General features: G+C 54.9%; 20 protein-coding genes. 17 read left to right on the top strand and 3 right to left on the bottom strand.

All coding sequences use genetic code 11. The features are described 5' to 3' along the window. The first annotated feature begins 71 nt into the window (after nucleotides 1-71). Together ACE6ED_RS16685 and ACE6ED_RS16680 are read left to right on the top strand one after the other, a co-directional pair. A complete protein-coding gene (locus ACE6ED_RS16685; RefSeq protein ID WP_410828332.1) occupies nucleotides 72-377 on the top strand; it encodes a hypothetical protein in 306 nt (101 codons plus the stop codon). 346 nt (nucleotides 378-723) lie between these two features. Beyond that, entirely contained in the window at nucleotides 724-1,311 is a 588-nt protein-coding gene (locus ACE6ED_RS16680) for a xanthine phosphoribosyltransferase (protein ID WP_410828331.1), read from the top strand. 113 nt (nucleotides 1,312-1,424) lie between these two features. Here the strand turns inward: ACE6ED_RS16680 and ACE6ED_RS16675 are convergent, their stop codons facing one another. From ACE6ED_RS16675 to ACE6ED_RS16665, 3 genes are all read right to left on the bottom strand, one after another. Next, the gene (locus ACE6ED_RS16675) at nucleotides 1,425-2,414 is read right to left on the bottom strand and encodes a diacylglycerol/lipid kinase family protein (protein ID WP_410828330.1); all 990 of its coding nucleotides are present in this window, start codon (nucleotides 2,412-2,414) and stop codon (nucleotides 1,425-1,427) included. Nucleotides 2,415-2,981: 567 nt separating this feature from the next. Next, nucleotides 2,982-3,320 (bottom strand): DUF4870 domain-containing protein, encoded by a 339-nt coding sequence (locus ACE6ED_RS16670; RefSeq protein WP_410828329.1) that lies wholly within the window; start codon nucleotides 3,318-3,320, stop codon nucleotides 2,982-2,984. Nucleotides 3,321-3,567: 247 nt separating this feature from the next. After that, nucleotides 3,568-4,596 (bottom strand): serine hydrolase domain-containing protein, encoded by a 1,029-nt coding sequence (locus tag ACE6ED_RS16665; RefSeq protein ID WP_410828328.1) that lies wholly within the window; start codon nucleotides 4,594-4,596, stop codon nucleotides 3,568-3,570. Between the two features lie 818 nt (nucleotides 4,597-5,414). Here ACE6ED_RS16665 and ACE6ED_RS16660 point away from each other — a divergent pair. The 15 genes from ACE6ED_RS16660 to ACE6ED_RS16590 form a co-directional block, all read left to right on the top strand. Next, entirely contained in the window at nucleotides 5,415-5,603 is a 189-nt protein-coding gene (locus ACE6ED_RS16660) for a hypothetical protein (protein WP_019913840.1), read from the top strand. Nucleotides 5,604-6,095: 492 nt separating this feature from the next. After that, nucleotides 6,096-7,142, top strand: coding sequence for a cytochrome c oxidase subunit II (coxB, locus tag ACE6ED_RS16655; protein ID WP_410828327.1), 1,047 nt, complete (start codon nucleotides 6,096-6,098; stop codon nucleotides 7,140-7,142). A gap of 119 nt (nucleotides 7,143-7,261) precedes the next feature. Beyond that, nucleotides 7,262-9,109 (top strand): cytochrome c oxidase subunit I, encoded by a 1,848-nt coding sequence (ctaD, locus tag ACE6ED_RS16650; RefSeq protein ID WP_410828442.1) that lies wholly within the window; start codon nucleotides 7,262-7,264, stop codon nucleotides 9,107-9,109. Further along, nucleotides 9,106-9,732, top strand: coding sequence for a cytochrome (ubi)quinol oxidase subunit III (locus tag ACE6ED_RS16645; protein WP_410828326.1), 627 nt, complete (start codon nucleotides 9,106-9,108; stop codon nucleotides 9,730-9,732). The genes ctaD and ACE6ED_RS16645 overlap by 4 nt, the downstream gene beginning before the upstream one ends. A 3-nt stretch (nucleotides 9,733-9,735) precedes the next feature. Beyond that, on the top strand, nucleotides 9,736-10,059 hold the full coding sequence (locus ACE6ED_RS16640) for a cytochrome C oxidase subunit IV family protein (RefSeq protein ID WP_410828325.1): 324 nt from the start codon (nucleotides 9,736-9,738) through the stop codon (nucleotides 10,057-10,059). Nucleotides 10,060-10,210: 151 nt separating this feature from the next. After that, the gene (gene ctaG / locus ACE6ED_RS16635; protein ID WP_410828324.1) at nucleotides 10,211-11,107 is read left to right on the top strand and encodes a cytochrome c oxidase assembly factor CtaG; all 897 of its coding nucleotides are present in this window, start codon (nucleotides 10,211-10,213) and stop codon (nucleotides 11,105-11,107) included. Nucleotides 11,108-11,155: 48 nt separating this feature from the next. Further along, entirely contained in the window at nucleotides 11,156-11,620 is a 465-nt protein-coding gene (locus tag ACE6ED_RS16630; RefSeq protein WP_410828323.1) for a DUF420 domain-containing protein, read from the top strand. 244 nt (nucleotides 11,621-11,864) lie between these two features. Further along, entirely contained in the window at nucleotides 11,865-12,437 is a 573-nt protein-coding gene (locus tag ACE6ED_RS16625) for a GNAT family N-acetyltransferase (RefSeq protein WP_410828322.1), read from the top strand. A 541-nt stretch (nucleotides 12,438-12,978) separates the two neighbouring features. Continuing rightward, nucleotides 12,979-13,707 carry a hypothetical protein gene (locus ACE6ED_RS16620; protein ID WP_410828321.1) on the top strand — a complete coding sequence of 243 codons (729 nt, stop codon included), beginning with the start codon at nucleotides 12,979-12,981 and terminating at the stop codon, nucleotides 13,705-13,707. Between the two features lie 62 nt (nucleotides 13,708-13,769). Then, the gene (locus tag ACE6ED_RS16615) at nucleotides 13,770-14,183 is read left to right on the top strand and encodes a GntR family transcriptional regulator (RefSeq protein WP_410828320.1); all 414 of its coding nucleotides are present in this window, start codon (nucleotides 13,770-13,772) and stop codon (nucleotides 14,181-14,183) included. Further along, entirely contained in the window at nucleotides 14,180-15,109 is a 930-nt protein-coding gene (locus tag ACE6ED_RS16610) for an ABC transporter ATP-binding protein (RefSeq protein ID WP_410828319.1), read from the top strand. The genes ACE6ED_RS16615 and ACE6ED_RS16610 overlap by 4 nt, the downstream gene beginning before the upstream one ends. Nucleotides 15,110-15,111: 2 nt before the next feature. Continuing rightward, nucleotides 15,112-16,014, top strand: a complete 903-nt coding sequence (locus ACE6ED_RS16605) for an ABC transporter ATP-binding protein (protein ID WP_410828318.1) — start codon at nucleotides 15,112-15,114, stop codon at nucleotides 16,012-16,014. Next, nucleotides 16,007-17,323 carry an ABC transporter permease gene (locus ACE6ED_RS16600; RefSeq protein ID WP_410828317.1) on the top strand — a complete coding sequence of 439 codons (1,317 nt, stop codon included), beginning with the start codon at nucleotides 16,007-16,009 and terminating at the stop codon, nucleotides 17,321-17,323. The genes ACE6ED_RS16605 and ACE6ED_RS16600 overlap by 8 nt, the downstream gene beginning before the upstream one ends. Nucleotides 17,324-17,581: 258 nt before the next feature. Then, on the top strand, nucleotides 17,582-18,322 hold the full coding sequence (locus tag ACE6ED_RS16595; protein ID WP_410828315.1) for a UTRA domain-containing protein: 741 nt from the start codon (nucleotides 17,582-17,584) through the stop codon (nucleotides 18,320-18,322). 401 nt (nucleotides 18,323-18,723) lie between these two features. Continuing rightward, the coding region (locus tag ACE6ED_RS16590; protein WP_410828441.1) for a PfkB family carbohydrate kinase at nucleotides 18,724-19,077 on the top strand (354 nt) is incomplete at its 3' end.

Genomic DNA, 19,077 nt, shown 5'->3' with positions numbered 1-19,077 from the left:
GACTTTTTTTCCGGTTCAGTCGATATTTTAGCCGGGTTGGAATCCGGCGGAGCCAGGGAGGTGTAAAAGAGATGGAGTGTATCGTACATTTTGAGGTGGAGCATCCGGAGGGGCCGAAACGGCTTCGCGGATTGATTATTTTGGAGCCGGGCAGACTGCCGGATGAAAACGAGCTGATTTCCATGTTCCGGGATATGGATTTTGACGTAACCCTGGCCGACCGCGACAAGCTGATCTTCAAACCGGTGAATCCGGGGGACAACTTCTCGGAAATCCGGATTACCAGCCTGGATACTGGCGGAGAACAAGTTTCGGAGGATCAGATCCTGAAGTCGATCGTAGGCAATTTGCTGCCCCGCAGACCTTCGGGACTGTAGGTGAAGTGAGCTATGAGGGGCGCGGCCAAGTCGAAAGGCTGTTGCAATCGAACGGGAATGTGGCGGAAGAGCTGCTATTTTGCTCCGCAGACTTTTGGATCTGCAGGTGAGGTAAGCTGTTTGCTTCGCAAACTTTTGGAATCGCAAGTAAGGTGAGCTGTTTGCTCCGCAAACTTTTGGAATTGCAGGTAAGATGAGCTGTTTAGGCGCGTTGGTGTCGTAAGACTGCCGCAGCAGACCGGGAATATGCCGGAGGAGCTGACGCGGTAATGGTGTGAGGGGAACGCCCGGATAAGGCGGCCATTCCACAAGGGAAGAGGACAACCGGAAGAAGGGGGAAGGGATCATGTGGCAGTTGAAGCAAAAGGTTATCAGCGAAGGTACGGTACTTAGTCCGGGTGTGCTGAAGGTGGACTCTTTTCTCAATCATCAGATGGACCCTGCCTTGATGCGGGAGGTTGGCGGCGAATTTGCCCGGCGTTTTGCCGGGGAAGGCGTGACCAAGGTGCTGACCATCGAATCTTCGGGAATTGCGCCCGGCATTATGACGGCGCTTGAACTGGATGTGCCGCTGATTTATGCGCGCAAGCAAAAGTCGCTGACGCTGACCGAAGACATCTACGTCGAGAAGGTATACTCCTTCACCAAAAAAGAAAGCAGCGAAATTACCGTCGCCAAGCAATACCTCTCGCCGGAGGACCGGGTGCTGATCATTGACGATTTTTTGGCCAACGGGGAAGCGGCATTTGGGCTCGTACATATTGTGGAGCAGGCGGGAGCCCGCGTTGCCGGAATCGGCATTGCGATCGAGAAGTCGTTCCAGCCTGGAGCCCGGCTGCTGCAGCAGTCCGGGTACCGCGTGGAGTCGCTGGTGCGGATTGCATCGCTGGAACGGGGCATCGTTGCGTTTGCGGAGGAGCCGGGCCCGGTGTGAACCGCATAACAGGAAGGCGGGAAGTAGGGTTCCCGCTGACAAAAAACAAGCCGGAAGGACGCTCTGCTGCTGCAGAGGTTCTTCCGGCTTGTTTGGTTTGCGGGGGCCGGGGCTTAGCGTATGCGCCGGCCGTCTGGTTTGGCGGCGTGCGGCCCCGCTGCGCCGCCGTGCAGCCCTGCAGCGGCCTCCGGCGCCTGCGGCGCGGCGGGCCCGGCGAGCACCCGCAGCGCCGCAGGCTCGCAGCGGACGGCCAGCGGCTGCGCCCCGAGGCGCTCGCCGTCGCCGATGACGGGCCGCGGCTCGGCGAAGGCGGCCGTGACGCTGCGTCCGCGCAGCATGGCGACGTACGGCAGCGTCACGTGGCTGCCCCGCAGCAGCCGGGGCAGCAGGCGCAGCAGCCGCAGCCGCCCGCAGCCGTGCACGACGCAGACGTCGAGCAGCCCGTCGTCCGCCGACGCCTGCGGGCAGATCGGCAGCCCGCCGCCGTAGCTCGGCAGGCCGCATACCGCGACAAGCCATGTGTTGTCGTATGTATGCTCCTGGCCGTCGCATGTTACGGTAACGCGGCTTGTCCGGTAGGTCATCAGCGTGTGGATCACGCCGATGAGATACGCCAGCCGGCCTGCTTTGACGGCGTTGCAGAGCCGCTTGTACAGGCTGGCATTGACGTTCTCGGCCACCGCCGCGTCAAAGCCGGAGGCGATGGCCGTCAGCGAGCAGCCGCCGCCTCCGGCAAGCAGATCAGCCGGCACCGGCGTGGCCGCTAGCGCCAGCTCCAGAGCGGCCTCCGGCTCCCGCGGAATCCGGAAGCCGCGGGCGGTGTCGTTGCCCGAGCCCGCGGGGATGACGCCCAGCGGCACGCCGGACGCCCGCAGCGCGGGCAGCGCGCTGTGCACGGTGCCGTCGCCGCCGACGACTACCGCAGCCGCCCAGTCCGTCCTCTCCGCCAGCGCCTCCATAATCTGACCGCCGGCTTCTTCAGCGCTTGCTGTGAACAACGAGCGGTACGGGGTTCCCCGGGACTTCAGCAGCCGCTCGGCCCGCTGCCACATTTTGCTCCCTGCTCCGCCTCCCGCCCGCGGATTAATGATGAACAGATACACTTCGTTTCCCCCAAATGAAAATCGTAGATCATCCCGTGTCTGCTTTATTGTAAGGGCCGGGCAGGCAAAAAGGAACCGCGGATGCTAGGGTGTGTATGCAAACTGTAAATTAAGGAAACAAGGATTAGTCAAACGATTCCGTGATGGGTTACGAAATGCTATCAACCCTGGACCTACACCTGTTTATTGGCAGATCGATCCCCATTATACATAACACTTTGGAACCGAATCCTCTCCTGTGACAACCCGCATCGGACTATCACAGAACGCGATACGGAGGTCTTGGCGGACCCAGAGGACGTTATTTCTGAAATTCTTGGGCTTTTGTAGGCCTGGCGGACTCCAAATCCGTTATTCGTACCGAAAACATATAAACTATGGCTTCTCCGCGTAAATAGGTGCATCTGAGTCCGAAACTCTGCCAAAACACGGAATAATTAGCAAATAAAGTCCTCTGTGTCCGTAAACGTACAGACTCTAGCAGGAACAGAAAAAGGGAACCCTCCCTTAAAGATGCCGCAGCTGCCGTTCGGCCAAGGCCCGGGCCCAGGGCAGCCGCAACTGCCGTTAAAGATGCCGCAGCTGCCGTTCGGCCAAGGCGCCGGCCCAGGGCAGACGGTACCAGTTCCCCCGCAGCGCCTGGAAGATCATCAGCAGCCATAAGGCCAACCCGGTCAAAAAACAGAGGGCGGCAAGCAGCGGGCCAAGCAGGGGAACCAGGCCCGCCAGCACGTGCAGCACCATCAGCAGGCCGAAAGCAATCAGCGACTGCAGCGCATGGAACAGAACAAACCGGCTGCGCTGCTCCAATCCGAGAAACACGATTCCGCCGACAAACGGCACGAGATAACACAGCGCCCCCGCCAAATGCTCGGGAAGGCCGGTGGAGGATTTAAATGCCCGCATTACCGTTCACGCTCCTTATCTTGTACTACCAGGCTATGCCCCGGGCGGGACGGGTATGCACAAGTTTCGGATAGCGCGTGAGACTGCCTTTTTTTATGTGTTAAAAACACAGCGTTGTCTAAACAAAGCGTAATTCAGCGATTCTCCGGCAAATGCCCGCTTTACGGGCCAATTAAATTCGAAAAGGAAATGCACGATATTGGGGTCCTGCTGCGTACCTCTGGACGCCGCCCGGCAAAGGGTCAGCTCATTCCGTTTTACCGGTCATGGCGGGAATCAGGCAGGTCGCCGTAATCCGGCGGGGATGCTTCCACCTTGCCACTTTGCTGTCGGCGGTGTACACGATGACCGCTTCCAGATCGGGCAGAAGCAGGATCTGCTGACCGCCGTGTCCGTGGGCAAGACGGTACGTCTGGCCGTTCATTGTGCCGATCCAGAACTGGTAGCCATAATCGCCGTAAGCGGGGTAGCCCTCAACCTGAATGGAGAGCGCTTCATCAAGCCAGCCAGATGGAATAACCTGGGTTTCCCCATACCGGCCTCCATTCAGAAGGCAAAGTCCGAACTTCACCATATCCCGCGAGGTTAGATACAGCCCCACATGGCCCATGCTGTGCCCTTCTGGGCTTGCGGTCCATGCGGCATGCCGGATGCCAAGCGCCGGGAAAAGATGCGTAAGCGCATAACTGAACGCATCCGTCCCCGCCGATTCGGACAGGATCATGGAGATGAGGTGCGAGTCCGGACTGCGGTATTGAAACGAGCCAATCCGGTCGGGATCGATCGGGAGACTAAGCGCATACGAGCCCCACCGCCTGCTCCGGTGAAACTGCCGGATCATCGGTTCGCCCAGCTTTTTGCCGGTTGCCCAGCGGAACCCGGACGTCATGGTCAAAAGATGCTTCAAGGTCACCTGCGGCAGATGCTCCGAATGAAGAAAAGGAACATGGCGTTTCAGCGCTTCGGCAACCGGTGTATCAATGCCGGGCATATCCCCTCGGTCAATCGCGATGCCGGCAAGCACAGAGGTATAGCCTTTGGTGGCTGAGCGCAGATCGTTCAGAACCGCTGGGCCGCCCTCCCCGTAATATTGCTCAAAAATCAGCTTCCCGCGCCTGGCAACAAGCAGGCTGCGCATGAGCGGGTAATCTTCCCGGATCATCCGGTCGGCCTGTTCCAGCGCAGCCGGGTGGGTATCCGCGTCTTCCGGCCGGCCGGTCTCCATCTGGGGAACCGCGCTATGCGGGTATTGCAGCAAAGGTCTGGTGAACGTCATAGGTCCTCCTTTGGGATGAGACGCCCTTACGGCGCCAATTTACCAAACCGGAAAATGCTGTTAAGCGGAACGTACGGCTTTGTGAATTATGATTACCCAAAATCAGCGGCTTGTTCCCCGGCCAAGTTTGAAAGGATGAGTTGACGGCGGAGACAAGCAGTGCCGTCAGTTAGATGATATCACGGAACGCAGCCGGCGCAGGCTGGACGCACTGTCAACGCTGATTGATGCAATGCCGACGTTGATTAATGCACTGTCATCGTTGGCTGGACGCACTGTCAACGCTGAATGATGCAATACCGACCTTAACTAATGCACTGTCACCGTTGGCTGATGCACTGTCAACGCTGACTGACGCACTGCGGGCACAGGGTGATCGATCGCCAGCGCAGACTGGCCGCACCGCCATCAAAGTCCCGGCGTACCCCCGAAGCGGGTCTTAACACCGACAGTGCTCCGCAAAAACGCTCCGCAAGGAGCAAACGTCCTTGAAAAAAAATAAAAAGGGCCGCCCGTAATTTTCAGGAAATGTGGAACTTGGGGCGGAATATGATACAATAAAGCGACAAGGCCCCCGGCCGGCGGCTTGATTCACGATTTGCCGAATCGGGTAACTTCAAAGTTAGAGCCTCCGCCTCCGGAAGGAACTGGCCTAGCTCTCAGCCCAAACCACGACGAACCTGCTTCACCCGCCGATTCACAGCGGTAAATGCAAGCGGCTTATACCAGGCTTGCATTTCGAAGTTACGGCAGACTTTTCATCATGCATTCTCTACAACGGAGCATTCATTTTTCAATGTTTTGGGAGGGAACTGATCATGGCAAGCAAAGGTCACAACGAAGTCAAGGAAAGTCTACGGGAAATGACGCGTATTTTCCGGCCCAAGGATCCCAAAAAATTCGTGAAGGAGTATGTCCGGAAATACCGGATCACGGGAGGCTATGAAGAGGAGTTAACGATGGTTGTGGAGCATGAGCTGGTCCGAATGAATTCTTCGGTCTCTTAAGCGACGCACCCTATATAATTAGACATACATTAAAGTGGAGATAAACCGTGACCCTGCGCCGACCGGCTGCCGGGGAACGGTTTTTTTGTTGGACAGGCCGCCTTGAAGGGCCGAGACAGAAAAGCCTAATTAAAGTCAAATCTTGAACAGTTCGATTCCCTGGTTGAAGACGCTTTATTTCCTGCAAAACCCTGCATGCGTTTTCTGAAACCGATTGCAATTCCAGTGATTTCAGGACTTTGTACAAATTTCGAATATATTGTGAATTACTTGTGAACGATTGACAAACACCCCCTTGAAACTTATATTTATAGTGATTGTTTTAATTGACAGAATTATGCTCGGCGTTTTGCGTCAACCCCTGGGAGGGCTTCGCTAATACGGCGGAGCCAAGAGGTTAAGCTGTACATAGGTTGTGCCCGGGAGCGAGTTGAATCGGAAGATGCAAAGTGCTACACGTTCTACGAAAACGGGAGAAGCGGGGTAGAAACGATGATGAAAACGTGGCAAGCTGTGAAGCGACTCCTTCCCATGGCGGCGGTATTTCTGTTCCTTGCGGGCTGCGGCCGCGAGGATTTGTCTGCACTCCGGCCGCAGGGACCCGCGGCGGAGAGCTCGTTCGGACTGATGAAGCTGTCGATCACCATCATGATCGTCGTGCTGCTCATTGTCTTTTCGATCGCGGCCTTTGTTATGGTCCGGTACCGGAGGAGACCGGGGCAAAATGAGATTCCGGAACAGGTGGAAGGAAACTTCAAGCTTGAAGTAATCTGGACGGCGATTCCGCTCATTTTAATTGTTGTACTGGCGGTTCCCACGGTGAAGGAAGTGTTCGCCGCATCCAACGATCACTGGAACGACAAAAATGCCGTAAAAGTAAAAGTCACGGGCCATCAATACTGGTGGGAATTCGAGTACCCGGATTACGGAATCGTAACGGGACAGGAGCTTGTGATCCCTACGGACAAAGACATCGCTTTTGAACTGAAGACCGCGGATGTGCTCCACTCGTTTTGGGTGCCTTCCCTGGCAGGCAAAATCGACACGAACCCCGACGGAACCATTAACCGGTTCAGCTTCAGTGCGCCAAATGAAGGCGTATACCGGGGGAAATGCGCGGAGCTGTGCGGTCCGTCGCACGGATTTATGGAATTTAAGGTCAAGGCCGTCAATGAAGCGGATTTTAACGGCTGGGTGGAAGCAATGAAAGCGCCTGCGGTGCTGATCGAGGATCCCGCTCTAGCCGAGAAGTTTAAGACGCAATGCCTGAGCTGCCATGCGGTGGGCGACCAGGGCGGAATTGCGGGGCCGAATCTGACGGGAATTGGTTCACGTGAATCGGTGGCCGGTATTTTGCTGAATGACGATACAGGCGAAGACGGTGCCCCGATTGAAGAGAACCTGAAGACCTGGCTGCACGACACGCAGGGTACCAAGCCGGGCAACAAAATGCCGGATCCGAAGAAAGACCTGGGCCTGAGCGACGAGGAAATCGACGGTATTGCGGAATATTTGGCCAACTACAAACTGGACTACTGATTCACCCCTGATCGGACGCATATTTGAATAGGAGGTTGGGACCCTTGGCTAACGCGCATACCATACATCCTTCGCAGCAGCTGGGCCGGGCGCATGGCGTCAAGCGGCATACGGGGCTGATGGATTGGATCACGACCGTCGACCATAAAAAAATAGCCATCTTGTACTTGCTCGCGGGCGGCCTGTTTTTCGGCATCGGCGGCATCGAGGCGATCTTGATCCGGATTCAGCTGATCAAGCCAATGAATGATTTTCTGGACGCGCAGACGTTTAACGAATTGATTACGATGCACGGAACCACCATGATTTTCCTGGGTGTCATGCCGGTGATCTTTGCGCTGATGAATGCGGTCATTCCGCTGCAGATTGGCGCGCGGGACGTAGCGTTCCCGTTTTTGAACTCGCTTGGCTTCTGGACGTTTCTGTTCGGCGGCCTGCTGCTGAACCTGAGCTGGGTCATGGGCGGCGCGCCGGACGCGGGCTGGACCGCGTATACGCCGCTGTCGACCACGCAGTATAGCGAATCGCACGGGGTGGACTTTTATACGATCGGCCTGCAGATAGCGGGTCTAGGCACGCTCATCGGCGGCATCAACTTCCTGGCCACCATCATTACGATGCGGGCGCCGGGGATGTCCTTTATGCGGATGCCGATGTTCGCCTGGACAACATTTATCACATCCGCCATTATTTTGTTCGCTTTTCCTGCAATTACAGTGGGTCTGGTGCTGCTGACGTTTGACCGGATTCTCGGCGCCAATTTCTTTGATACGTCCGCGGGCGGGAACTCGGTTCTGTGGCAGCATATCTTCTGGATCTTCGGCCATCCCGAAGTGTACATTCTGATTCTGCCGGCATTCGGCATCATTTCCGAAGTGATCCCGACCTTCTCGCGCAAGCGGCTGTTCGGCTACAGCTCGATGGTGTTCGCGACGATTCTGATCGCGTTCCTCGGCTTCATGGTGTGGGCGCACCACATGTTCACCACGGGACTGGGTCCTGTCGCCAACGCTTTGTTCTCCGTCTCCACCATGCTGATTGCCGTGCCGACGGGTATCAAGATCTTTAACTGGCTGTTTACGATGTGGGGCGGCCAGGTCCGGTTCACGAGTCCCAACCTGTTTGCGGTCGGCTTCATTCCGACCTTTACGATGGGCGGGGTGACCGGGGTTATGCTGGCCTCCGCTCCGGCGGACTTCCAGTTCCACGATACGTATTTTGTTGTCGCGCATTTCCATTATGTTATCGTAGGCGGCCTGGTGCTCGGCCTGTTTGCGGGCCTGCATTACTGGTGGCCCAAAATGTTCGGGCGCATGCTGCACGAAGGCCTGGCCAAGTGGACGTTCTGGACGTTCATTATCGGCTTCCATATGACGTTTTTTGTCCAGCATTTCCTGGGCTTGATGGGGATGCAGCGCCGCGTATTCACTTATTTGCCGAATCAGGACTTTGACCTGCTTAACCTCGTCAGCACAATTGGCGCGGGACTGATGGGCGTCGGAACGATTTTGTTCCTGACTAACGTTGCCCAGTCGTTCCGGCAGCCGAAGGGGGTCGCCGACGATCCGTGGGAAGACGGACGGACATTGGAGTGGAGCATTCCTTCTCCGCCTCCGGAATACAACTTCAAGCAGACGCCGCTTGTCCGGGGTATCGATGCGCTCTGGAAAGAAAAAACAGCCGGCCATGCCGGCATGACGCCTGCGGAGCCGGTGGGTTCGATCCATATGCCGTCCCCGACGGCGCTGCCGTTTATTATGTCGGTCGGCATCTTCATCGCGGGGCTTGGCTTCATGTTCAGCCGCGACGAGTTCAATAGCGCGTTTTTAGGCTTCCTGTTCAATAACTACATTGTGACCGGCGTTGGACTGCTGATTACGTTTGGCGCAATGCTGGCGCGTTCCCTGTATGACGATCACGGCTGGCATATCGAGCCGGAAGAGCTGGAAGGGAGGAACAAGCGATGACTACCGCACATGCGGAGACGGCGGACGGCGGGCTGCCGCACGAACCGGAAAAAGCAACCCTTGAAGGCCGCAACAAGGTACTGGCGTTTTGGCTGTTCCTCGGCGGCGAAGCCGTGTTGTTCGGCACGCTGTTTGCCACGTTCCTGGCGCTGCGCAATCAGACGAACGAAGGTCCAACCGCAAACGAGCTGTTTCACCTGCCGCTTGTGGCGGCCGCGACCTTTCTGCTGCTCGTCAGCAGTTTGACCAGCGTATTTGCGATTCAGGCGATGCACAAAAACCGGCCGGCCGTGCTGCGAAACTGGCTGATCATTACGGTAGTGCTGGGCGCGGCGTTCCTCGCCCTTGAGATTTACGAGTTCACCGAGTATGTGAAGCACAAAGAGTTCGGTATGACGACAAGTGCCTTCAGCTCCGCTTTTTATACTCTGGTCGGTTTCCACGGCGCGCACGTTGCGTTTGGCATCCTGTGGATCTCCGTGCTGATCGGCCAGCTGGCCCGGAAAGGGCTGACAGTCGTCACCGCCCCCAAAATTTATGTGTCGGCCATGTATTGGCATTTTATCGACGTCGTGTGGGTATTTATATTTACCGTGGTTTACCTGCTCGGAAAGGTGGGGTAAAAGATGGCTGAACAGCACACGCCGAGGGACGGCGCAGTCAGACACCGGCATCGGCCGGAAGGTCCGCAGAAGCATATCGCCGCATTCGCCTTCTCCGTCGTTCTGACGCTGATCGCATTTGCCGCTGTGGCGGCAGGAGGCGTTAACGCCGCGTTTACGGTAATCCTGCTGCTGGCGATGGCCGTGCTTCAGGTCATTGTGCAGATGGGATTTTGGATGCACCTGAAGGATAAGGGGCATCTGATGCCGATCATCTTTATGCTCGGCGGATTTTTTGTAGCCGGCACCTGTATTGTCATGGCGCTGGCTTGGGTATGGTGGGAATAAGCGCAACTAGCTGCGGAGTCATCCGGCGGCATACGCAAAGAGGCGGCTGCGATAGGCCGCCTTTTTCCATTTTCTAGTGTTGCGGCAGGCGCGGAGCGCCATGCAGGGGTCAATACGAATGGATCACATGTGAAAAAAAGGAGGAAACGCCATGCCGGGACTGGGGTTTTTCAGCTTCGCCGATCTGTGGAGCCCGCTGTTTCTGGCGGTGATCCTGCTGCTGACCGCGGGATATTTTGTGGCAATCGGTCCCTTGTCCGAACGGATCAAGGAGGCGGACCCGGTACCCGTGTGGCGCAGGGTGTCGTTTGTAGCGGGCATGGCCTGTCTGTACCTGGCCCAGGGAGGGCCGATCAGTCTGCTGGGCCATATCATGTTCTCTTTTCATATGGTCAGTATGGCGCTGTCTTATTTGATCGCGGTGCCGCTGATCATGCTGGGAATTCCCGTGTATGCGTGGCGGGCGATGGAGCGGAGGGGACTGCTGCGGCGGGCCGGGTTTTTGACACATCCGATTGTGGCGGCTGTGCTGTTTAACGGTTTGTTTTCGCTGTATCACCTGCCGGTCGTTCACGACTATGTGATGCTGCATTTCACGGTGCACCGTCTTTATTACGCCGCCCTGTTTGCGGCTTCGGCGCTGATGTGGTGGACGCTGATCCAGCCGGCAAATGGCAGGGCGGCGGCAGGCGGCCTGAAAAAAATCGGCTTTATTTTCCTGAACATGGTGCTGCTGACGCCGGCCTGCGGACTGATTATTTTTGCCGCTGAACCGCTATATGCGACATACAGCGACCCGGGAACCTGGGCCCGGGCGATGGGTTACTGCGTCTCCGGGGATACCGGCGCGCTGCTGGCGCAGTTTGGCGGACCTTCGTTTTTTGCTTTCCTCTCCCCCAAGGTGGATCAGCAGGTCGGCGGGATTGCGATGAAGTTCATTCAGGAATTTATTTTCGCGTCCATGCTTGCTTATGTGTTCTATCATTGGTATAAAAAAGAGAACGGGCAGGAGGAGACGGACGAGCGCGCCGCGGTTGCGGAAGCGTAAGGCGTATCCCGAATACACGCCCGGCAGATGGTGCCGAGGAGGAAGGTCATGGATATTTTCACATTGTTTCCAACGATCAGCACATCGTTTATCGTGATCAGCGCCGTGCTGGTGGCGGTCGGCTGGAGACAAATTATCAAGGGCAAACGCGACGCGCACAAGAAAACGATGATTTACGCCGCCGTCGCCGCGCTGCTGTTTTTTATCGTGTATGTATCCCGAACGCTGTTTGTGGGGAATACCTCCTGGGGCGGGCCGGAGAGTCTTCAGCCGCTGTATCAGGTGTTCCTGATCTTTCATATTGTGCTTGCGACCGTCGCGGCGGTGTTCGGGCTGACTACGCTTACGCTCGGCTTCCAGGCTAAATACGCCAAACACCGGAAATGGGGCCGGATCACGGCTGTCATGTGGTTTGTAACGGCTGTAACGGGCGTAGTGGTGTATGTATTGCTGTATGTTTTTTACCCGGGCGGGCACACCAAGCCGGTCTGGGAGGTTATTTTGGGCGCATAGCCGTTTCCATTGTTGGCGGCACAGTGTGATGGCGCAGGTATGATTTCTTTTAGTTTGTGTTTATGCGCTTAAAAAGCGGGTTCGGCAGTTATCTGCCAGAACCCGCTTTTTAATTGGTTAATGATTGTGTCAGCTGCCTCGTCCGAAACGGACATCTATTCCCGGCGAGCGAGAAACGCCTCTTTTCTGGGTAATGAAGGGTATACCATGCACAACACGCATCCGGAAAGAGGAGGACGATCCGATGGAGAATCCGATAAAAGGCATCAAGTCGAGTGTAGAGGAGATCAAGCAGTCCATCGACGGAATTAAGCATTCGGTGGATGAGATGAAACAGTCGGTCGACGGAGCGAAACAAAATGCCCAAGAAACGGTGGAGCAGGCCAAGGATACATCGGCTGAATTCAGGCAGTCTATGGGCCAGATCAAGTCGTCGGTGCAGGAGACAAAAACCGTCGTGATGGAGGCAAAGGATGCAGTCAAGGGCACACGCGATACCGAAAACAGCGCTGCATCTGCGTCAGCTCCGGCGAATCCCGTACCGGTTAAAGAAGGGGATGGATTCTACTTGCGCGGAGATGCCGGTCTAATCGGTGAAATTACCTACCTGTCGCTGACGGGGACCGACACTTGGGTGCTCAATCATACGTATGTTGCCCCGCCTTACCGCGGGCGAAATCTCGCGCGGACGCTGCTCGACAGTGTCGTGGAAGAAGCGCGGAAGCAGGGGAAACGCATCCTGCCCGCTTGTTCCTATGCGCTGGACCAGTTCAAGCAAAATCCGGAGGAGTTCCAGGATGTCTGGCGTAAAGCCTGACACAAGCGGGCTACAGGGTATAGATTACAACCATAAAATGTGAGCTTTTGAAGAGCCAGACTGCAGCAGCACCCGTACGAGTTAAGAAGCGGGTGTACGCTGCAGCCGTTGTTGCGGCGCTCAACAGCAAGTGAGGAAGCTGTAAGGCCATCTTTCCTGATTGGAGGAGATGGCCTTTTTGCGGTTTATTTTTCCAAAGTGATTGACAGTGGAAAATCCAGGACATATACTGTGTATATAGATATGCACAGTAAGCACACCTAAGAGCACACTAAGCACAGCGGTGATGCGATGAGCACAGTGAAGATGCGATAAGCACAGTGATAACGCAATAAGTGCAGTAAAAATGGCGATAAGCACAGTGATAATGCAATAAGCACAGTGATAATGCAATAAGCACAGTGATATACCCTAAGCACACTGATGATGCGGTAAGCATAGCGGCCCTGCAGTAAACACACCAACGGGCACGCGAAGCACACTGATGCAGATGGACACACAGAACAGATCAGTTTTTGTCGAGCGAGGTGGGATTTCAGTTATGAGAACATTTAAGGATGCATGGTTTATCCTCACCGCCGATGTCCGGGCGGACAAATGGAGACTTTTATATATGTTTCTGTACGGCCTGCTGTTTGTAGGCTACCTCTCCCTGATGACCAGTGCGATTATCGGCGAGATCGTCGGGGAGTGGAAACCTATGCTGTTCGGGGATTACCTGCTGCTGACAATGACCCCTGTAATGGGCTTTACGTTCTCGCGCCATGCATTCAAGTACCTCAGCGATAATTCTTACACCAGAATGGTGGCTTATCTCCGCAGTCTGCCGGTGCCTTTCCGGACCGTCATGCTGAAGCGCAAGCTTCAGGCGCTGCTGACTTTTCTCTTTCATGGCTCGCTGTATTTCGGAGGGATGTATGCCGTAGCGAAACCTGTCAGGGAACAGCTGCCAGTATCCTCGTATATGGCATTTTCACTGACTTGGATCGGTTACGGTCTGGCGATGACAGGTTTGTTTATTTTCCTCGAGTTCATGGTAAGCGGCAAAGCGTACTTCTGGCTCACCATGGGGATTGTTGTTCTTACCTTCGGTGTCTCCTTTCTGGTGTATGTGTGCGGCGGCAATCTGCTGATTTTTAGTGCGGAATGTTCGCTGGAATGGAGTTTGCTCTCCCCGCTGATGTGGGGAATGCTGGCCACGGGGATCGTCTCGCTGCAGCTGTTTGCGCTCCTGACGGAACGCAAGGTCAGATTCCGGGATCTGGAATAGCTGACCGCTGCTGACTTGGAGGCAAATAATGCGCAGGCGAAAGGAAAGGTGGGGAGTGAAAGGTGTGGGTACCGATTCAAATCAATGAAAACAGCGCGGAGCCGCTTTATCATCAAATTGAGACGCAGCTGCGGTCGCTTATTATAACGGGTTCGATTCCGGAAGGCACGCTGCTCCCCTCGATCCGCGAGTTTGCGGGCGGACTGAACTGCAGCGTTATCACGGTCAGACGGGTTTATCAGGATCTTGAAAGTGAAGGACTGCTGCGGACCAAGCAGGGAACCGGCACCTTCGTGGCTCACGTCGGAGAAGGGGCGCGGGACGATTATAAACGGAGCGCGGTAACGGAAGCGCTGGAGGCGGCGGTTGATGTCGGGTTGTCGGTCCGGTGCGAAGAGGAAGAGATCAAACGGATTTTTTTGGAGATTGTGGAACGGAAATATAAAGAAGCCGGAGGGAAGGAGGAACGGAAATGAAGCTTGCGATTGAACTGGCGGATGTCTGCAAGAAACGGCGCAACAAAACGATCGGGCCGCTGAATATGGGCCTGCCGGAAGGATACATTACCGCCTTGGTCGGACGCAACGGATCGGGCAAAAGTACCTTGATGCGTATGCTGATGCAGCTGATTCACCCCGATTCGGGGGAAATCCGCTGGATGAACGGCGCTTATCCGGAAGGGCTGCCCCTTTCGATCCGGCAAACCCTGGCTTATGTTCCCGAGCATCCCGCCTCCGAAGAAAATCACTTGACCGTAAACCACGCGGGCGCTTTTCGGAGCCGCTGGTACCCGTCATGGGATGAAGGTTATTTCAGGGAACTGCTGGACAGGTTTGAAGTGCCGGTGACCGTCCGCATGAACAAGATGTCCAAGGGAGAACGGCGGAAATTCGAGATAGCCGCCGCGCTCGCGGCCCGGCCGAAGCTTCTGCTGCTCGACGAGCCTTCCTCCGGACTCGATCCGTTTGCCTGGAAAGCCATGATCGAGGTGCTGCAGCGATACATAGAAGAAGCTGAGGCTACCGTGCTCATTTCGACCCATATTGTCGAGGAGATCAGACGTCTTGCGGATTACATTGTGCTGATGCACCAGGGCAAGCTGCTCGGCATGGCGGAAAAAGACGCGTTGTACGGCCTGTGGCATGAGGTATGGATAGGTGCCGCCGATGAGGAGGAGCTGCGCGAGCTGCAGGCGGAGCTGCCTGATGGCATGGACTGGAGACTGGAGACGCCGGGTGTCGGGGTCTATACGACCCGGAGTTTTGCGGCCGATGAGAAACGGCTGGCTGATCTGGGCGTACAGTTGATTAAGAACCGCAGTCTGGAGCTGGATGAAGTGCTGATGTTATGGACGCAGGGCCAAAGCCCGGCGCTGATTGATCCCAGGAGAGGAGAGAAATAAAGATGGAAGCATTGAAACTGGAGAATGTGGTGAAGCAGTACGGAGACAAAACCGCGGTTAACCGGATCGCGCTGAGCGTAAACCCGGGGGAAATTTACGGTCTGCTGGGGGCAAACGGCGCCGGCAAAACAACAACGATGCGGATGGTGCTGGGACTGATTTACCCGGATGAGGGACGGATTTTGTATAATGGAAAGCCGTTTGGCCCCGAACTGCAGCATATGATGGGTTACCTGCCGGAGGAGCGGGGCTTGTACCCCAAGCTGAAGGTCAGCGACCAAATTATTTATCTGGCCAGGCTCCGCGGCATGTCCGCTGCTGACGCAGACAAAAACCTGAAGTATTGGCTCGAACGGTTTGATGTGCCGGAGTATTATAACAAGAAGATTGAAGAACTTTCCAAAGGCAATCAGCAAAAAATGGGTTTTGTCGCCGCCGTTATTCATAAGCCGCAAATTCTCGTGCTGGACGAAGCGTTCAGCGGACTTGATCCAGTTAATGTGGAGCTGCTGAAAGACACGGTCAAAGAACTGCGCGACTCGGGTACCAGCATTTTGTTTTCGACCCACCGGATGGAACATGTCGAGGAGCTGTGCCGTAATATCACCATCCTTCACCGCTCTAACACGGTGGTGCAGGGCGATCTGCGGGGGATCAAAAATTCGTACCCCAGAGAAGAGGTGCTGCTGCGGACGGCTGGCGAAGTAAACGGTCTGGAAGCTATACCGGGAGTCATCGGGGTAGACCGTCAGGAGCGCGGGTATTTAATCCGCATCAGCGACGTCTCCGCCGCCCAGCAAATTCTCCGTACGGCGATGGACCAGGGTGAAGTGGAGCATTTTGAAGTGAAAGAGCCTACGTTAAACCAAATCTTTATCAGAGCGGTGGGTGAATCCAATGAATAAAATGGGAACAATTATCGGATTTACGTTTAAAAACAAGGTGAAATCGAGATCTTTCCTGATTACTACACTTATTATTCTGCTGCTGATGTCGGTCGGAATGAATATTCCTTACCTGATTAAAGTGTTCCAAGGTGAGGAGACTGGAGGTGCCGCTGGCGGAAGCGCGCCGCAGGTTCAAATCGGTGTAATCGCTGGTGCGGACAGCCGTCCGGCCGATTTGCTGGAGCAGTATGCAACCCAGGAAGGGATGACCGGCATTCAGGTTACCCGCTACGATTCGGCGGAAAATGCCGAGCTGAAGCAGGCGCTGGATAAAGGCGATCTTGACGGCTATCTCCAGTTTGCGGCCGCAACGGAAGGAAGCGCGGGGGCTGCCTCTCTGCCAACCGTAACCTTCACGAGCAAGGATGGAAAAATGAGCCCGGAGGTGCAGGCCTTCCTGCAGCCGGCGCTGCAGCAGGTTAATGCACAGCTTGTGGCGGGAGAGTCGCTTTCCCCGGATCAGATCGCGGCCATGAATGCGCCGGTTCAGATCAACCAGCAGGAGCTGAACGCCGAAGGCGGCGCGGCTGGGGAACCTAAATCAGCTGATTCGCCAATTAATTTTGTAATTGTGTACGTGATGCTGATCCTGTTCTTTATGTCGATTATGATGACGGGTAATATGATTGCCGCTGAAATCACGTCGGAGAAAAGCTCGCGGATTATGGAGATTCTGATTACCAGCGCTTCGCCGCTGGCTCAGATGTTCGGTAAAGTCATCGGAGTGTTCCTGGTGGGCATTCTGCAGATCGCTGCGATTTTTGCAACCGTGGCCGTTAACCTGATGCTGCCGCATAACGGCGGAATTCTGGAAGAGTTCGACCTGCATCTGGATCAAGCTAGTATCGGACTGCTGGCTTACAGCATTGTGCTCTACATTCTCGGTTACTTCCTGTACGCGCTGCTGTATGCCGCGGTAGGCTCTATCGTCAGCAGAACGGAAGAGCTCGGTCAGGCGACGATGCCGATCATGTTCCTCGGCTTTGCCGCCTTCTACATTCCGCTGTTCAGCATTTCCGCAGCAGATACGCTTTTGGTGAAAATCGCCAGCTTCGTACCTTTCACCTCGCCGCTGTCCATGGTGCTGCGGATCGGCCTCGGCGAAGTCGCCTTCTGGGAGATCGCCGTCTCGCTGGTCATCCTGATCCTGACCTGCCTGCTGGCCGGCTGGCTCTCTGCTAAGATCTACCGCACCGGCGTGCTGATGTACGGCAAACGCCCGTCGATCAAAGAGCTGAGAAAAGCGATGAAGGCTTATAAGTTTTAAGGGATTTGATTTTTGAAAGACTCTGTGAGGAACATCTGCAAATAAGACCCATAAAAGCCAGCTGGATCGATTTTCTTGATCCGGCTGGCTTTTTAAATCTAATAATCATGTACCTAATCTAAGCAAACAAACCATTCTCGCATTTATATTTTCTTATTCTAACACGGTATGATATTATGATAACAAATGGCAAACAATTCATATGACAACATATGACATGATAAATGTGAAGAGATTAGAGACTAAAGGAGTTATGGCATGAAATTAAATGTATCCAGCCAAAGTCCGCTTTACATGCAGCTGAAGCAGATCATTAAAGAGGACATTCAGAAAGGCGTCTATCAACCGGGACAGAAGCTGCCGCCCGAAGCGGAAATCGGCAGTACATACGGCGTAAGCCGGATTACGGTGCGGAGGGCGATCAGCGATCTGGTTGAGGAGGGCGTACTGCACAGCCAGCAGGGAAAAGGCAGCTATGTCCGCGAGTCGAAGGAGAAGCGGGAGCTGATTTATGTCGGCAGCTTCTCGGACCTGACGACGGCTTCAGGGAAAACGCCGAGCGTGCAGATTTTATCGAACCGGATTATTTCAGCTGATGAAAAACTTGCAGAGACGTTCCATATTAAGCCCGGTGACCCGGTGCTGAAGCTGCAGCGGCTGTTATTCATCGATAATCAGCCTTTTATTATTGAGGTCTCGTATTTTCACCTCGGTCTGATGCCGGAGATCGAAAAGTTTATCGGCGAGTCGCTTTCGACTTATCAAATCATGAAAAACCGTTATGATATCGAGCCTGCGTATTCCGAGAAGACGCTGGAAATGATTCTTGCGGGAGAATATGAATGCAGCCTGTTCCACTGCGACCGGGGTACACCGCTTTATCAGCTCGACAAAGTCAGCTATGACAACCAAGACCGGCCGCTCCATTACTCGCAGTCCATCTATATGGCGAGCAAAGTCATCTTTACGATCAACACGGGAAAACGCGGACAGAGCTAGAGGCCGCTGCCCGTCCATTCATTCCGTTTACCGTACGCTCCCAGTCTGCCACCAGTTCTTCAAGCTGATAGCAGGCGGGGATTTTTGTTGTTTATGCCAGAACTGTGGGGTATTTTCGCACTTTTTTTGTGTAATTCTCAGATCCGTGACGCTGTTTTCACCAAATGTAACATTTACATAACATCCAGAAAGCATTTTCATTTGCTTACATGTTGACTTGCTCTGCCCTCAATGGTATACATTATATTATAACAACATATACAATCCTGAGCTTATGTTGTCATCTTAAGGACTGGGGGGACGATATGCGGGTTGCAGGCGTTGGGTTTTGTTGCATAGACGTATACGAAAATTTAGACCGGTTGTATCCCACAGGAAACAGTGTCGATTTCGTGATTCACATGAGCCGGCTTGGCGCAGACGCGTCGATGGTCAGCGTAGTCGGCGGCGACCCTTATGGAGTGCTCATGCTAGACAAGCTCCGTGAGGAGCGCATTGATGTGACTCACATGCATACGCAGGAAGAAGGACAAACGGCCATCTTCCGCATGGATCTGAACGATAACGACAGGGTACACAAGGAAAAAGTCGAAGGCGTCATGGGCGATTTTGCCTTAAGCGAAGGGGATCTGCAGTTCATTCTTCAACACCAGGCCATCCACACGAATTTGTCAGGCCGGATTGACCACCATCTTGCGGACCTCCGCAGCCAAGGCGTCCAGATTATCTATGACTTCTCCACCCGCAAAAAACGT

The organism is Paenibacillus nanchangensis (genome assembly GCF_046543445.1).
In the GTDB taxonomy this organism is placed as follows: domain Bacteria; phylum Bacillota; class Bacilli; order Paenibacillales; family Paenibacillaceae; genus Paenibacillus_AQ; species Paenibacillus_AQ nanchangensis.
This window is presented reverse-complemented; position numbering and strand designations above follow the sequence as displayed.

Excerpts from the sequence above, each read along its gene's own strand:
- ACE6ED_RS16685 (WP_410828332.1), top strand. The coding sequence starts at position 72 with ATGGAGTGTATCGTACATTTTGAGGTGGAGCATCCGGAGGGGCCGAAA.
- ACE6ED_RS16680 (WP_410828331.1), top strand. The coding sequence starts at position 724 with ATGTGGCAGTTGAAGCAAAAGGTTATCAGCGAAGGTACGGTACTTAGT.
- ACE6ED_RS16670 (WP_410828329.1), bottom strand. The coding sequence starts at position 3,320 with ATGCGGGCATTTAAATCCTCCACCGGCCTTCCCGAGCATTTGGCGGGG.
- ACE6ED_RS16665 (WP_410828328.1), bottom strand. The coding sequence starts at position 4,596 with ATGACGTTCACCAGACCTTTGCTGCAATACCCGCATAGCGCGGTTCCC.
- ACE6ED_RS16660 (WP_019913840.1), top strand. The coding sequence starts at position 5,415 with ATGGCAAGCAAAGGTCACAACGAAGTCAAGGAAAGTCTACGGGAAATG.
- coxB (WP_410828327.1), top strand. The coding sequence starts at position 6,096 with ATGATGAAAACGTGGCAAGCTGTGAAGCGACTCCTTCCCATGGCGGCG.
- ctaD (WP_410828442.1), top strand. The coding sequence starts at position 7,262 with ATGGATTGGATCACGACCGTCGACCATAAAAAAATAGCCATCTTGTAC.
- ACE6ED_RS16645 (WP_410828326.1), top strand. The coding sequence starts at position 9,106 with ATGACTACCGCACATGCGGAGACGGCGGACGGCGGGCTGCCGCACGAA.
- ACE6ED_RS16640 (WP_410828325.1), top strand. The coding sequence starts at position 9,736 with ATGGCTGAACAGCACACGCCGAGGGACGGCGCAGTCAGACACCGGCAT.
- ctaG (WP_410828324.1), top strand. The coding sequence starts at position 10,211 with ATGCCGGGACTGGGGTTTTTCAGCTTCGCCGATCTGTGGAGCCCGCTG.
- ACE6ED_RS16630 (WP_410828323.1), top strand. The coding sequence starts at position 11,156 with ATGGATATTTTCACATTGTTTCCAACGATCAGCACATCGTTTATCGTG.
- ACE6ED_RS16625 (WP_410828322.1), top strand. The coding sequence starts at position 11,865 with ATGGAGAATCCGATAAAAGGCATCAAGTCGAGTGTAGAGGAGATCAAG.
- ACE6ED_RS16620 (WP_410828321.1), top strand. The coding sequence starts at position 12,979 with ATGAGAACATTTAAGGATGCATGGTTTATCCTCACCGCCGATGTCCGG.
- ACE6ED_RS16610 (WP_410828319.1), top strand. The coding sequence starts at position 14,180 with ATGAAGCTTGCGATTGAACTGGCGGATGTCTGCAAGAAACGGCGCAAC.
- ACE6ED_RS16605 (WP_410828318.1), top strand. The coding sequence starts at position 15,112 with ATGGAAGCATTGAAACTGGAGAATGTGGTGAAGCAGTACGGAGACAAA.
- ACE6ED_RS16600 (WP_410828317.1), top strand. The coding sequence starts at position 16,007 with ATGAATAAAATGGGAACAATTATCGGATTTACGTTTAAAAACAAGGTG.
- ACE6ED_RS16595 (WP_410828315.1), top strand. The coding sequence starts at position 17,582 with ATGAAATTAAATGTATCCAGCCAAAGTCCGCTTTACATGCAGCTGAAG.